Origin of the sequence: Amycolatopsis sp. NPDC051102, assembly GCF_040682815.1 — a bacterium.
Taxonomy (GTDB): Bacteria; Actinomycetota; Actinomycetes; order Mycobacteriales; family Pseudonocardiaceae; genus Amycolatopsis.
The window spans coordinates 133042-146354 of sequence record NZ_JBFBBT010000001.1; the positions used below are offsets into that span (position 1 = coordinate 133042).

General features: G+C 70.7%; 15 protein-coding genes and 1 pseudogene. 7 read left to right on the forward strand and 9 right to left on the reverse strand.

The features are described from left to right. Positions 1–7 precede the first annotated feature (7 nt). On the reverse strand, positions 8–1051 hold the full coding sequence (locus AB0M93_RS00420) for an LLM class flavin-dependent oxidoreductase (protein WP_364266356.1): 1044 nt from the start codon (positions 1049–1051) through the stop codon (positions 8–10). A 122-nt stretch (positions 1052–1173) separates the two neighbouring features. After that, positions 1174–1773 (reverse strand): alpha/beta hydrolase, encoded by a 600-nt coding sequence (locus AB0M93_RS00425; protein WP_364266358.1) that lies wholly within the window; start codon positions 1771–1773, stop codon positions 1174–1176. A gap of 375 nt (positions 1774–2148) precedes the next feature. Between AB0M93_RS00425 and AB0M93_RS00430 the strand changes: the two genes are divergently transcribed. The 6 genes and pseudogenes from AB0M93_RS00430 (at position 2149) to AB0M93_RS00455 (ending at position 7507) form a co-directional block, all read left to right on the forward strand. Beyond that, the gene (locus tag AB0M93_RS00430; protein WP_364266360.1) at positions 2149–2817 is read left to right on the forward strand and encodes a response regulator transcription factor; all 669 of its coding nucleotides are present in this window, start codon (positions 2149–2151) and stop codon (positions 2815–2817) included. A 193-nt stretch (positions 2818–3010) separates the two neighbouring features. Next, the gene (locus AB0M93_RS00435) at positions 3011–3733 is read left to right on the forward strand and encodes a hypothetical protein (RefSeq protein ID WP_364266363.1); all 723 of its coding nucleotides are present in this window, start codon (positions 3011–3013) and stop codon (positions 3731–3733) included. Then, on the forward strand, positions 3664–4596 hold the full coding sequence (locus AB0M93_RS00440; RefSeq protein WP_364266366.1) for an aromatase/cyclase: 933 nt from the start codon (positions 3664–3666) through the stop codon (positions 4594–4596). The genes AB0M93_RS00435 and AB0M93_RS00440 overlap by 70 nt, the downstream gene beginning before the upstream one ends. 1 nt (position 4597) lies before the next feature. Then, positions 4598–5686: an FAD-dependent monooxygenase gene (locus AB0M93_RS00445; protein WP_364266369.1), complete on the forward strand. Its 1089-nt coding sequence runs from the start codon at positions 4598–4600 to the stop codon at positions 5684–5686. Positions 5687–5742: 56 nt separating this feature from the next. Continuing rightward, positions 5743–6686 (forward strand): annotated as a pseudogene (locus AB0M93_RS00450) (methyltransferase). Next, positions 6683–7507 (forward strand): SDR family oxidoreductase, encoded by an 825-nt coding sequence (locus tag AB0M93_RS00455; protein WP_364266372.1) that lies wholly within the window; start codon positions 6683–6685, stop codon positions 7505–7507. The pseudogene AB0M93_RS00450 and the gene AB0M93_RS00455 overlap by 4 nt, the downstream one beginning before the upstream one ends. Positions 7508–7549: 42 nt before the next feature. Here the strand turns inward: AB0M93_RS00455 and AB0M93_RS00460 are convergent, their stop codons facing one another. After that, positions 7550–8263 (reverse strand): alpha/beta fold hydrolase, encoded by a 714-nt coding sequence (locus AB0M93_RS00460; protein ID WP_364266375.1) that lies wholly within the window; start codon positions 8261–8263, stop codon positions 7550–7552. A gap of 118 nt (positions 8264–8381) precedes the next feature. On the opposite strand from AB0M93_RS00460, the gene AB0M93_RS00465 reads away from it, so the two are divergent. Continuing rightward, positions 8382–8720, forward strand: a complete 339-nt coding sequence (locus tag AB0M93_RS00465; RefSeq protein WP_364266378.1) for a helix-turn-helix domain-containing protein — start codon at positions 8382–8384, stop codon at positions 8718–8720. Here AB0M93_RS00465 and AB0M93_RS00470 read toward each other — a convergent pair. Genes AB0M93_RS00470 through AB0M93_RS00495 form a run of 6 tightly spaced genes read right to left on the reverse strand, consistent with a single transcriptional unit; the run spans position 8717 to position 13248 of the window. After that, the gene (locus AB0M93_RS00470) at positions 8717–9169 is read right to left on the reverse strand and encodes a hypothetical protein (protein WP_364266381.1); all 453 of its coding nucleotides are present in this window, start codon (positions 9167–9169) and stop codon (positions 8717–8719) included. The genes AB0M93_RS00465 and AB0M93_RS00470 overlap by 4 nt on opposite strands. A 57-nt stretch (positions 9170–9226) precedes the next feature. Further along, the gene (locus tag AB0M93_RS00475) at positions 9227–9649 is read right to left on the reverse strand and encodes an FAD-dependent monooxygenase (protein WP_364266384.1); all 423 of its coding nucleotides are present in this window, start codon (positions 9647–9649) and stop codon (positions 9227–9229) included. After that, positions 9643–10146, reverse strand: coding sequence for an FAD-dependent monooxygenase (locus tag AB0M93_RS00480; protein ID WP_364266387.1), 504 nt, complete (start codon positions 10144–10146; stop codon positions 9643–9645). Before AB0M93_RS00480 ends, AB0M93_RS00475 begins: the two co-directional genes overlap by 7 nt. After that, complete coding sequence (locus AB0M93_RS00485; protein ID WP_364266390.1) at positions 10143–11231, reverse strand: FAD-dependent oxidoreductase; 1089 nt, start codon at positions 11229–11231, stop codon at positions 10143–10145. Before AB0M93_RS00485 ends, AB0M93_RS00480 begins: the two co-directional genes overlap by 4 nt. A gap of 8 nt (positions 11232–11239) precedes the next feature. Next, entirely contained in the window at positions 11240–11836 is a 597-nt protein-coding gene (locus AB0M93_RS00490) for a hemerythrin domain-containing protein (protein WP_364266393.1), read from the reverse strand. Next, positions 11833–13248, reverse strand: coding sequence for an MFS transporter (locus AB0M93_RS00495; RefSeq protein ID WP_364266396.1), 1416 nt, complete (start codon positions 13246–13248; stop codon positions 11833–11835). The genes AB0M93_RS00490 and AB0M93_RS00495 overlap by 4 nt, the downstream gene beginning before the upstream one ends. Between the last annotated feature and the right edge of the window lie 65 nt (positions 13249–13313).

The window sequence follows — 13313 nt, forward strand, 5'->3', positions numbered from 1 at the left end:
GGTCCTTTCAGGCGGGCCACGGCGGAGCGGGGATCTCGCGGCGCAGCACGGGGGCGACGTCGGACTGGAACAGCTCGAGGGCGTCCCGGTGCTGCCGGGTGGTGAGCCCGTCGCGGTCGGCGTGCAGATGGATGACTTGGTGCCCGAGCTCCTTGTGGTAGCGGAGCACTTTGTCGACGACCTGCGCCGGGCTCCCGATCAGCGCGGAACTGCGCTCGACGAAGTCGTCGAGGGTCCGGAAGACCGGTTCCAGTCCCAGCCTGGTCTGCATGGCCAGCCGGCTTTCGAAGATCGGCCGGTAGGTCTCGAGCGCTTCCTGCGACGTCCGGGCGACGTGGAAGCCGGCGGTGCCGGCGCCGACGAGGGCGGCCGCGGGGTCGTGGCCGTGATGGACCCAACGCTCGCGGTAGTAGCGGACGAGTTCGGCGTAGGGTTCAACGGGGTTGGTGACGTTGGCCGAGAACAATGGGTCGCCCCACTTCGCGGCGACGTCGACGGAGTCGCGGCTGGTCGCGCTGCCGTGCCAGACGCGGATCGGCTGCTGCAGCGGCCGCGGCCAGACCTCGGCGTCGGTCAGCGACGGCCGGAAGCGTCCGGACCAGGTGACCCTGTCCTCGCGCCAGAGGCGCCGGAACAGCTCGTAGCCTTCGGCGTTGCGGTCCCACTGGTCGTCCGGAGTGACGTGGAAGAGCTCGCGCTGGGCGGCGCCGTTGCCCTTGCCGATGATCAGTTCCAGCCGTCCGCCGGAGAGGTTGTCGAGGGTCGAGTAGTCCTCGAAGGCGCGCACCGGGTCGAGCAGGCTGAGCGTGGTGACGGCGGTGAACAGCCGGATCCGCGTGGTCCGCGCGGCGATGTGGCTCAGCACCACGGGCGGGGATGAGGAGATGAACGGCCGCTCGTGCCGTTCCCCGACGCCGTAGCCGTCATAGCCGAGTTCTTCGGCGAGCTCGGCGTTGGTCACCACTTCGCGGAGCCGTTCGTGGGTGGGGGCCTGGACGCCGGTGACCGCGTCGGGGACGTGGGTGATGAGGGTGATGAGCAGGAACTTCACGCGTTCTCCACTTCACGGGCTCGGTACTCCACAGCTATCCGAGCCGAGGTCGCACCGCACTCGTGTTCACGCTGTGGGCGCGGTCGTCTTGCGCCCTCCGGCTCGCCCGGCCGCGTGAATGGTCAGGAAGCGGCGAACGCGGCGATCGTGGCGAGAACGACCTCCTTGTGGCGGTCGAAGTCGGGCCGGACCGGCTCGGGGGCTGCCGGCAGCTCCCGAACGTCGGGCAGCACCCGGAGCAGGGCGTCCACCGTCCGCCGTTGATGCGCGGGGTTCGGCTGCGCCGACGGCAGCACACCAGTGGGCACGCGCAAGCCGGCCAGCTCGTCGTCGCGGACACCGCGCAAGGTCTCGCCCCGCAGCAGCTCGGCCGCGGCCGTCTCGTCGGTGATCCTCTCGCGAACGCGATCGTCGATCGCGGCGTCGCCCGCGGTGGCCGGCCAGGCGAGGACCAGCCGCTCGATCTGCTTCGGATGGGTGAGGGCCAGCCGGACGGCGACCGAGCAGCCGTTGGAGCCCGCGACGACCACGGCCGGTTCGTCGAGAAGGACCGGCGCGAGGTGATCCGCTTCGGACTGCCAGCTGACGGCCCCGGAGAGGCGGTCGGGTGCGCGAACGCGCAGTCCCCGCTCTTTCAGGCCGCTGATGACGCCGGTGGTTCCCCAGAATCGCCGGGCGTCCATGTCTTCGTGCAGTCCGCCGTGGATCAGCAGGATGTTCACACGCACTCCTTCGCGTCGGCTCGCGCCATCCAACCGCAGAACCCGGTCGTTGGTGACCGTAAGCGAGCAGGCATCGTCCGCGGCGACGCTCGTCGGCTCAAGACCTGGCCGACCGGGACTGGAAAGTCCATAGTGGACCGACGGTGGAGTTGGTCCATCCGTACCAACGGTGGTCCATTCAGTGAGAAGGTAACAAGCTGGCTGTGTTGCTCGTCCTCGACCGGTTAGCCTCGAAAGATCGTGGCGACCGGGGGCGGCCAGTGGCGACCGCCTCGCCGGCGAGGCGGGTGAGACCTGCCGGGCCTTCTTTCCACCGCGGTCGGTCGTGGCAACCCGGGACGCGCGAGCTGCCGAGCTTCGTCGTGAGGGGGGCATGTGCGCTTGCTACTGGTCGGGACGATGCCGGCGAACGCCGGGAACCTGAGCCACGACCTTCGGGATCACGGCTTCGAGGTGAGCGTCGTGGACACCGGGACCGCACTGCTCGCCACCTCGGTCCTGGCCGATCTGGTGGTGCTGGCCCTGGATCTTCCCGATCTCGACGGTCTGGAGGTCTGCCGCCGGCTCCGTGCCCGCAGCCGGGTGCCGATCGTCGGCGTGTCCGCTCGTGACTCCGAACTGGACCGGGTGCTGGGTCTGCAGGCAGGGCTCGACGACTACGTGAGCGGGCCGGTCCGGCCGAGTGAGCTGGCCGCGGTGATCGACGCGGTGCTGCGCCGGGTACGTCGACCGGCCTCGGAGCCTTCGGCGGCGGCCGAAACCGTCGTGCACGGCTCGCTGCGCATCGGATTGCGGAACCGGGAAGTCCGCATCGGTGCCAGGCAGATCGCCGTGACACCGAAGGAGTTCGACCTGCTCGCCCTGCTGGCCTCCGAGCCGGGCCGGGTGTTCACCCGGCGCCGGATCATGTCCGAGGTGTGGCGCGATTCGAGCGGACGGGGAACGCGGACAATCGACACGCACGTCCGAACATTGCGGGCGAAACTGGGCGCGCACTCCTGGGTGGTCAACGTACCCGGAATCGGCTTTCGGCTCGGCGGCTAGTCGGTACAACGATGACCTGCTCTCGCTGTAGTTCCGGTTGTCCTGTCAGGTGTCGGTGGGGCTGTGTTCTGCAGGGATCGTGAAATCGTCTGCATTCGTCTTGGGATTGGTTGAGAAGTTCCGAGAAGGTTGTCAGAATCGGCGACCGAGACCACTTCTCCGATGGTTGCGTGACGATTCACTGGGGGCAGTGATGGTGCGTGTGCTGGTTGCCGAAAGCGACGAGGTGGAGCGGCTGGTCGTCGCCGGCGCGCTGCGCAGGCAGGGGTTCGAGGTCGAAACCGCCGAAATCTTTGTTGGCGGGAGAATCATGGCATTCATTTCGGCGGAAGCCGACATTCTGACCGTGCTCAACCTGTTCGGCGCCAAAACCGCCGTGGCACAGGAAAAACTGCTCACCACGATGCGCGGCAGCATCGACTCGGCCGACTTCCCCGGCTGGATCTCGTCCACCCTCTTCGGCGGGATCGCCGAACCCGGCACGGCGAACTACATCCAGTGCCGCAGCGCCGAGGACCTGCAGAACCGGTACCACGGCGAGAAGTTCCAGCGGGAGATCGTCCCGCTGTTCAACGAGCTCGCCACCTCCGTCCGGCTCCTGCAGACGAAAGTGGTGTTCACCCGCCGCCGCGCCGGTCTGGACACCATCGAGATCGGCCCGGACCACGACCACTTCACGGTGCTCGCGGTGATGGGAGTGGCCCCGGCCGACCAGCAGGAACTCGTCGACCTCTTCTCGCAGGAAGACGACTGGCTCGCCGGATTCCCGGGCTACCGACATCGCGGGCTCCATCGCGGCGCAGGCCATCAACGTCTGCGGCGGTCTCGGCAACTTCTAGGAGAGTCATGCCCATCACACGCAACGTCGAGCACGAGATCACCGTCGCGGCCCCGGCCAAGGAGCTCTACCAGCTGATCGCGGACGTGGGGAACTGGCCGCAGCTGTTCGCCCCCACCGTCCACGTCGAACACGCGTCCCGGGAGGAGCGATCGGAGCGCATCCGGATCTGGGCCACGGCGAACGGCACAGCCAAGACTTGGACGTCGCGCCGGGAACTCGATCCCGGCGCGCTGCGGATCGACTTCCGCCAGGAGGTGTCCCAGCCCCCGGTCGGCGGGATGGGGGGTGCCTGGCTGGTCGAGCCGTTGTCCGAGGAGACGTCCAGGGTGCGGTTGCGCCACGACTACCACGCCGCCACCGACGACCCGGCCGACCTGGCCTGGATCGACCAGGCGGTGGACCGCAACAGTCGCGTGGAGCTGGCGGCGCTGAAGGACACCGCGGAGGCTTCGGCGTCGGACCTGCTGTTCAGCTTCGACGACACCCTGGACATCGACGGCAGCGCGCGGGACGTCTACGACTTCGTCAACGACGCCTACCTGTGGCGAGAGCGCCTGCCACACGTCGCGCGGGTCGACCTGACCGAGGACACCCCCGGCCTGCAGGTGCTGGAGATGGACACGCGCACCCAGGACGGCTCGACGCACACCACCCGGTCGGTCCGGGTTTGCCTGCCCCACCGGCGCATCGTCTACAAGCAGGTCCAGGTGCCCAAGCTGATGACGCTGCACACCGGGCACTGGCTGTTCGAGGAGCGGCCGGGCGGGGGAGTCACGGCCACCTCGCGGCACACCGTCCGGCTCAACGAGGACACCATCACCGAGGTGCTCGGCCCGGAAGCGGACGTGGCGGCCGCACGCGCGTTCGTGCGGAAGGCGCTGAGCACCAACAGCCTGGCCACCCTCGGCCACGCCAAGACCTACGCCGAGAGCCGCTGACGTGCCCGAGGTACTGGTGGTCGGCGCCGGGCCGGTCGGCCTCCTGCTCGCCGGCGAGCTGCGGCGCGCCGGGGCCGGGGTGACGGTGGTGGAGCGGCTGGCGCGGCCGATGCAGGAGTCCCGGGCGTCCCAGCTCACCAGCCGCACCGCGGAGCTGCTGCACGAACGCGGGCTAAACGCACTGCTGGCCGAGGCCGTCCACGAGCCTCGCTCGCACTTCGGCGGCCTCGGCTTCGAGATGTCCGACGTGGACAGTGAGTTCGCGGGTAACTGGAAGGTCCCGCAGTACCGGACCGAGGCCGCGCTCGCGGAGCAGGCGCTCGGCCTCGGGGCCACGCTGCTGCGCGAGCACGAGCTGACCGGCCTGATCGAGCACGACGACCACGTCGAGGCGGCGTTCGCCGGCCGGCCGGCGCTGCGGGCGGACTTCGTCGCCGGCTGCGACGGCCGGCACAGCACAGTCCGGCGGCTGGCCGGGTTCGCGGTCGACGCCGCACCGGCCACGCGCGAGCTGCTCCGGGCGGACGTGACCGGCCTGGACGTCCCGGACCGCCGCTTCGAACGGTTCGAGCACGGCATGGCCGTCGCCTCGACCCGGGCCGGGGTGACCCGGGTCATGGTGCACGAGTTCGGCCGCGAGGTCACCCACGAGCAGCCGACGTTCGCCACCGTCGCCGAGGTCTGGGCGAAGGTGACGGGTGAGGACATCTCGCACGGCACGCCACTGTGGGTCGACGCCTTCGACAACGCCCGGGGGCAGGTCACCGAATACCGCCGCGGCCGGGTGTTCCTCGCCGGCGACGCGGCGCACTGGCACCTGCCGATCGGCGGGCAGGCGCTGAACGTCGGCCTCAAGGACGCCGTCAGCCTCGGCGAGGCGTTCCGGCCGGGGCGGTCGCCGGTCGCTTACCACGACGAACGGCACCCCGCCGCCGCGAAGATCCTGCGTTACGTCACGGCGCAGGAGGACCTGCTGCTGGGCGGACCCGAGGTCGGGCCGCTCCGCGCGGTGCTGGCCGAGCTCGTGGCGCTGCCGCAGGTCCAATCCCATCTTGCCGCCCTTCTCAGTGGTGTTAGGAGCAGTGCATGACTCCTCCGGAGATCCCGATTCCCGCCCGCATCCTGCAACTGGCGACGGCGAGCTGGATGTCGGCGGCGGTGAGCGCCGCGGCGTCCCTCGGGGTCGCCGACGCGCTGGCCGCCGGCCCGCGCCCGGTCGACGACATCGCGAAGGAGATCGACGCGCACGCGCCGACGCTGTACCGGTTGTTGCGCGCGTGCGCGGACTTCGACCTGTTCGAGGAACACGACGGCCAGGTCTTCGCGCTCACCGAGCTGGGGCACGCGCTGCGCACCGACAGCCCGCTGTCGATGCGCGGCTTCGCCCAGTGGGTCGGCGATCCGGCGGACCGCTACAGCTGGTCCGGCCTCGCGGACTCGGTCCGGACCGGGCGGTCGGCGTTCGAGCGGGTGCACGGCCAGGACGTCTGGGAATACATGGCCACGCACCCGGACACCGCGCGCGTGTTCAACAACGCCATGACGAGCGCCACCGACCAGATGATCAAGCCGGTGGTGGCGGCCTACGACTTCGGCCGGTTCAGCCGGGTCGTCGACGTCGGCGGCGGCCACGGCGCGTTGCTCGCCGAAATCCTGCGGACCAACCCCGGCGTCCACGGTGTGCTGTACGACCAGCCCGAGGTCGTGGCCGGTGCGTCCCACCCCGACGTCGCCGACCGGCTGTCGGTGGTGGGCGGCAGCTTTTCGAAAGCGTGCCGCCGGGCGGTGACGCGTACCTGCTGTCCAACGTGATCCACGACTGGGACAACGAGAAATCGGCCCGGATCCTGTCGAACGTCCGCGACGCGATGGCACCGGACGGCCGCGTGCTGCTCGCCGAAGTGGTGCTGCCGGGAAAGGCCGAGCCGGCCGCGACGGTGAAGCTGATGGACCTCAACATGCTCGTGCTCTGCGACGGCAGACAACGGACCGAGGCCGAGTTCGCGGAGCTGTTCCGCAGCGCGGGCCTCGAGCTGTCGCGGATCGTGCCCAGCGGGTTCTGCAGCGTCGTGGAAGCGGTCCGGGCATGAGCGCGCTGGAGGGAAAGGTCGCCATCGTCACCGGGGGTGCCGGTGGCGTCGGCGCGGCCACCGTGGCCGCACTGGCGGAGGCCGGGGCGCGGGTGGTGGTGGCCGACGTGGCCGCCCCCGCCGTCGCCGAGGTCGTCGACTCGCTGACCGCGCAGGGCCTGAAGGTGGCCGGCCACCTCGTCGACGTGTCCGATGAGGACAGCGTGCGTGAACTCGTGCGGTTTGCCGTGGACACCTTCGGTGGCGTCGACATCCTCGACAACAACGCGGCGCTGGTGTCGGCGATCAAGCGGGACCGCGACGTCGTGACCATGCCCGTCGAGCTGTGGGACGAGGTCATGGCGGTGAACCTGCGTGGTCCCATGCTGCTGTGCAAGCACACGGTGCCGGTCATGATCGAGCGCGGCGGCGGCTCGATCGTCAACATCGCCAGCGGCCAGGGACTGTCCGGGGACCGCACGATGGTCGCGTACGGCAGCTCGAAGGGCGGCCTGATCGCGCTGACCCGGTTCGTCGCCGCCGCGTACGGCGACCACGGCGTCCGGTGCAACACCGTGGCGCCGGGGCTGATCAAGACCCCGGCGCTGGACGCGGACATGCCGGACTTCGTGCAGGAGAAGATCCGCGCGCACAACTTGGTGCCCCGGCTGGGCACCTCGGCGGACGTGGCCGCGCTGGTCACCTTCCTGGCCTCGGCGGCGAGTTTCCTCACCGGCCAGCTGATCCCGGTGGACGGCGGCTTCCTGTCGCACCTGCCGACGCTGGCGGTGCTGGCACCGCCCGGTCAGGGCGGCGCCGGTCACGTGGCCGACCGGACGTAGTCCCGGCCGGCCATTCACCGGACGTGAGCTTCGGTACTGACCTCAGGACCTGGCGTACCGGGCTGCCTCGAGCAGCAGCTCGGTGAGCTCGACGGGCATGGTGATCATGCAGTCGTGGCCGGTGGGCAGCTCCCGCACCCGTTCGTCCGCCGGGACGGGACGCCGGGTGATGCCCGCCGGCTGACCACTGACGCAATGGATGTGCGTGCGCGGAATCGCACGCGCGGCCGGGTTGCCCAGCCGGACGGGCTCCTGCAGGCACCGCACCGGCTGGTCCGACAGCATCGAGCGCAGCCAGGCGATGTCCCCGGGATCGGTGACCCCGAACAAGCCGAACGGCGGCGGCTGCTCCGGCATCGGCGGAACCCGCCAGCCGTCCACGGCGGCGTCGACGAACCGCTTGGTGACCGGAAGGACGTCGACGGCGGTTTCGCCGTCTTCGGGAACCATCGCGTCGAGGAACACCAGCTGCGCGATCCGCTCCGGGACCCGGTGGGCGACCCCCGAGACGACCATCCCGGCGTAACTGTGCCCCACGAGCACGACGTCGTCGAGACGCTCGTCTTCGATCAGGGCGGTGACGTCGTCGATGTGGGTGCCGAGCCCCACTTCGGGGCCCAGCAGGTGGGCCTTGTCGCCGTAACCGGTCAGCGACGGCGCGAGCACCCGATGTCCGGCGGATTCCAGTAGCGGGACCACCCGGTCCCAGCTCCGCCCGCTGTGCCAGGCGCCGTGTACCAGCAGAAATGTGGTCATGGTCGTGCGGTTCCTCCTCGTGCCCCGGTACCATTCGGTAACCGTGAACAGCGTGATCCACCCGACGCGCACCGGGCAATACGGCACTTTTCGGTGCCCCGGTTCCCAGGAGGTAACCATGCAGGACCCGTGTTCGGCCCGCGACGTCCTCGGAATCGTCGGGGACAAGTGGGCGCTGCTGATCGTGCGCATGCTCAAGGACGGGCCGCGGCGCTTCACCGAGCTCAAGCGGGCCGTCGACGGCATCAGCCAGCGCATGCTCACCGTGACTCTGCGCGACCTCGAGCGCGACGGCATCCTGACCCGCACGGTCCGCAACGTCATGCCGCCGCACGTCAGCTACGAGCTGACCACGATGGGCCGGACCCTGCGCGAGGCGACCGCACCACTGCTCGAATGGAGCATTGCGCACCATCCGCACATCAACGCCGCCCGCGCGGCGTACGACAACCGCTAGCCCCGTTTCTGGCTGTAGGTGCCGGTCCAACCCAGGGCCGCCGACTCGATCTCGGAGACATCCGGGGAGTCGACGGCCCATGCCGTGTATCCGTCCGGCCGCACCAGCAGGGCGTCGCGCCGGCTGTCCGGCCAGTGTGCCGTGACGACCTGGCTGGGCGGGACGTTCGCGTGGGAACCCTTCGGCAGGACGAGCACGAACTTGCCGGCCCGCAGCGTCTCGTAGAGCCGGCCGGACGCCAAAGCGTGGTCGGGGGTTCGCCTGCCGGCCGAAGGATGGGCGCCGCGGGGAGCCGGATAGCCGTACCCGATACCGGTGATCTCGCCGATCGCCGCGCGGCTGACCGCCGGGACGCGCTTGACCATCTGGGTGCGCATGAAACGCAGCGCCACCTCGGCCGGGTTGCGCGCCATCGCCAGCCGGAGGTTCAGCCCGCTGCTGCGCAGCACCGACCGGCCGACGGGGTGGCGCTCGGCGTGGTAGCTGTCGAGCAGCGCCGCCGGGCCTCACCCGTGCACCGCCGCGGCGAGCTTCCAGCTCAGGTTCGCGGCATCCTGCAGGCCGGTGTTCATGCCCTGACCGCCGGCGGGGGAGTGCTGGTGCGCGGCGTCGCCCGCGAGCAGCACGCGCCCGGCGCGATAGCTCGGCACCTGCCGTTCGTCGCTGTGGAACCGGCCGAGCCAGCGCGGCGAGTGCATGCCGTAGTCGGTGCCGAAGGCCCGTTCGGTGATGGACCGCAGCTCCTCGAACTCCACCGGGGTGTCGTCGGGAAGGTCCCGGTGGCGGCGGTCCCAGCCGCCGATCCGCCAGTAGCCGTTGCCGAACGGCGCGATGAAGCCGAAGGCGTCTCCGCCACCGTGCACGCGGACGGTGATCTCCGGCTCTTCCACCAGTTTCACGTCCGCCAGGACCACGGACCTGATCAGCACCCGGCCGGGAACGGCAACCCGACGGCGCTCCGGACGGCGCTGCGCACGCCGTCGGCCCCGACCACGTAGGACGCTGGGAACTCACCGGAACCCGTGGCCACGGCGACGCCGTCGCCGTCCTGCCGGAGACCGGTGACCTCGGTGCCGTAGCGGAACACCACCCCGAGGTCGTGCGCCCGCTTCAGCAGCAGCTTCTCGACCTCGTACTGCGGGGTCACCAGCAGGAACGGGAACCGGGACGGCAGCTGTGTGATGTCGAACGGGATGGACCCGAACAGCCGCAGCTCGCCGATCACCTGCCCGGTGGGCACGAGATCGTCGGCCAGCCCGCGCGCGTCGAGCAGCTCGAGGGTGCGCGCGTGCACGCCGAAAGCGCGGGACAGGTTGCTGACGCCCTCTTCCCGCTTCTCCAACACGGTCACCGGCACGCCGGCGGCCGCGAGGTCGCCGGCGAGGAGCAGCCCGGTGGGACCGGCCCCCACCACGATGACGCTCACCGGTTCAGGTTGAGCAGCTCGAGGTAGGACTCGACACGCAGGCTGGCGCCCTTGATCTTCGAGGTCTGTTCCGCGCCCAGCACGCCGACGGTCTCGTTGTAGGAGGCGCCTCCGTGCGGACCGAGGGGGAGCGCGATGCCGGGAGACGCGGGGGTGTAGGCCGCCAGCTCGGTGCCGCCCTCGATCAGCGTCCGGATGTTCGCGGTGACGATCGCGGCCTGCTGCTCGGCGGCCTTGGCCATCTTGGCTTCGGGGATGGCCGTGACGTCGCCGATGGCGAAGACGCTCGCGTGCCCGGGCACCCTCAGGTCGGGGCCGACGCGCAGGGCGCCCTTCTCGTCCAGCGCCGCGGCCAGGCCGCCGTCGGCGTAGTCCGTGACGGGTTGCACGCCGAAGCAGCGGAACCAGATGTCGGCGGAAATCTCGGTGCCGGACTCGGTAGTCACGGTGAACTCGCCGGCGCGACCCGGTTCTCCCGGCGGATCCGCGGTCAGGGCGGTGCCCAGCACCAGCTCGACGCCCGCCGCGTCCAGCTGACGGCGGACCTCGGCTCGCAGCTCGTCGGGCAGCGCGGTGGCGCCCAGGATGTCCGGTGCCGGGTCGACGATCGTGACACCGGTGTCCGGCCAGGCCGCCTTGATCTCCCCGGCCAGCTCCAGCCCGACCGGTCCGGCGCCGAGCAGCAGGACGTGGGTCGCGCGGGCGAGCGCGGCGTGGGCCTCGCGCAGCGTTTCCGCCGCCTCGGCGCTCGCCGTCTCCTCCACCTTGGCCGGGAACGGGTACCGCGAGCCGGTGGCCAGCACGACGTAGTCGGCCGGGACCTGGTCGCCGGGACCGAGTGTCACCCCGGTGGCGTCCACGGCGACCGCGCGGTCGTGGATCACCTTGCCCCGGGTGAGCAGCCGGTCGTACGGGAAGAACAGCCGTCCCGACCAGCCCGGGTCGACCAGGTGCCGCAGGATGGCGACGTTGTGCACGAAGGCGTCCCGCGGCTCGATCAGGACGACGTCGGCGAACTCGTCGAGGGCCTTCGCGGCGGTGACGCCGCCATAGCCGCCGCCGACGACCGCAACGGTAGTGCTCATCGATCTCCTCACCCCCACAGCCGAGCCAGCGGCTCGACCAGTTCGTGTTCCTCATAGGACAGATGGGACAGCAGCGCGTCGGTCAGCAGGTCCACCGTGGCGCGCAGGGCGGGCACGTCGAGCGGCTCGGCGACCAGCGTCCGGTCGATCCGCTCGACGAGCCCGTGCAGGGCTTCGTGCTCTTGCTCCAGCCGGGCGACGACCGGGCCGAGTGGTGGTTCGAACGCCCGCAACCGTGGGAAGAGGTCGGTGTCCTCGCGGTGGTGGTGCAGCAGCACGATCCGGCAGAACGCCCGGCAGGAGCCGGCGAGCTGCGTCTCGGCGGGCCACAACGCCAGCGCGTGCAGCGCGGCCCGCGCGGCCGCCGGGCCGATCGCGCCGGCACTCACGTCGGACATCAGCGTGCGCAGCCGGGCGAGCTCGGTCCGGAGGTAGTTGTGCACCTCGATCAGCCGGCGGCCACCCGCTTGTTCGCGGGGCGTGTAGCGGCGACCCGCTTCGGGCGGCGGCGCCTGCGGACGGGTCCGCTCGTCCCACAGCCGGTCCGGGCTCAGCCGGACGTCGGACACCGGCGTGGGTACGGCAGTCAGCTCTCCGCCGGTCATCCGGCGGCCCGGCTCAGCGGTGCCGCCACGGCCCGGCGCAGCGGCCCCGGCACGGCGAGGGCGGCGATGGTCGCCACGCCCATGGCGATCGCTGACAGCGTGAATGCCGTGGTGTACCCGGATTCAGCCGGGATCCGGGTGCCAGGGAGCAGCGTGGACGTGACGATGGTGGCCGCGACCTGGGCGCCGAGCGTGCCCCCGATGGTCCGCATGATGGTGTTGATCCCGGTCGCCTCGCCGGTCTGCCGGGGATCGACCACGCTGACGACCAAGTTGGCCAGCGACGCGAACGCGAACCCCACACCGATGCCGATGATCCCGTTGCCGAGGTAGAGGGGCAGCGGTGTGTCGTGTGCGACCGCGAACAAGGCGAAGCCGATCGCGCCGATCACGCAGGCCAGCACCAGCGGCAGCTTGAACCCGAGGACGGCTCCCAGCCGTCCGGCGAGTGGGCTGGCGACCAGCATGGTCACGGCCATCGGGATGATGAAGAGGCCGGCTTGGGTGACGGACGAGCCGAAGCCGTAGCCGGCCGACGACGGCGTCTCGACCAGGGCCGGGATCAGCGTGAACGCGCCGTACATGCCGATGCCGATGATCAGTGCGGTGACGTTGGCCGCGAGCACCGTCCGGTTGCGCAGCAACCCGATGTCCACCAGCGGCGCGGTGATCCGCCGCTCCACCAGGTCGAACACGACGACCAGCGCGACCGCGGCGGCGAACAGGCCGAGCACCGGAGCGGAGCCCCAGCCCCACGCCCGGCCGTTGCTGATGGCCAGCAGCAGGGCGGCGATCGCGGCGGACAGCAGCAGCGCGCCGGCCCAGTCGACCCGGCTCGGCGACGTGACCGGTGACTCGCCGACGAAGGCCGCCACGGCGGCGATACCCAAGACGATCATCAGCAGCATCAGCCAGAAGATCCACCGCCAGCCCAGCGCGTCCACGATCAGGCCGGGGATGACCAGGCCGGCGCCGAAGCCGATGCCGAACACCGAGCTGATCCAGCCGATCGCGACCGGCACCCGATCGCGCGGGAACTGCTCGCGCACGATGCCGAAGGCCAGCGGGAAGGTCGCGGCCCCGACACCCTGGACAGCGCGGGCGGCGATGAGGACGCCGATCGAGCCGGCCAGCGCCGCGAGCAGGGTGCCGGTGGCCGACACGATCACGCAGGCCAGCAGCACCCGCCGCTTGCCGAACATGTCGCCGAGCCGGCCGAGCAGCCCGGTCGCGACCGAAGCCGTGAGCAGGAAGGCACTCAACACCCAGGACGCCGTGGTGGTGGGCACGCCGAACGCCTGTTGCAGGTTCGGCAGCGCGGGCACGGGCATGGTCTGCAACAGGGAGAACGAGAGCACGGCGATGAGCAAGGCGGCGAACGGTGCCGCCACCGCACGCTCCGGGTTCGTCATGGCTGCACTCCTCCGAGGGGAAATCGTGTCACCGCGACATCATTACATGACGACATAGTTCTGTC

Bases quoted from the DNA above. Each gene is read 5' to 3' on its own strand.
- AB0M93_RS00440 (WP_364266366.1), top strand. From the start codon at position 3,664: ATGCCCATCACACGCAACGTCGAGCACGAGATCACCGTCGCGGCCCCG.
- AB0M93_RS00460 (WP_364266375.1), bottom strand. From the start codon at position 8,263: ATGACCACATTTCTGCTGGTACACGGCGCCTGGCACAGCGGGCGGAGC.
- AB0M93_RS00490 (WP_364266393.1), bottom strand. From the start codon at position 11,836: ATGACCGGCGGAGAGCTGACTGCCGTACCCACGCCGGTGTCCGACGTC.
- AB0M93_RS00435 (WP_364266363.1), top strand. From the start codon at position 3,011: ATGGTGCGTGTGCTGGTTGCCGAAAGCGACGAGGTGGAGCGGCTGGTC.
- AB0M93_RS00455 (WP_364266372.1), top strand. From the start codon at position 6,683: ATGAGCGCGCTGGAGGGAAAGGTCGCCATCGTCACCGGGGGTGCCGGT.
- AB0M93_RS00465 (WP_364266378.1), top strand. From the start codon at position 8,382: ATGCAGGACCCGTGTTCGGCCCGCGACGTCCTCGGAATCGTCGGGGAC.
- AB0M93_RS00495 (WP_364266396.1), bottom strand. From the start codon at position 13,248: ATGACGAACCCGGAGCGTGCGGTGGCGGCACCGTTCGCCGCCTTGCTC.
- AB0M93_RS00485 (WP_364266390.1), bottom strand. From the start codon at position 11,231: ATGAGCACTACCGTTGCGGTCGTCGGCGGCGGCTATGGCGGCGTCACC.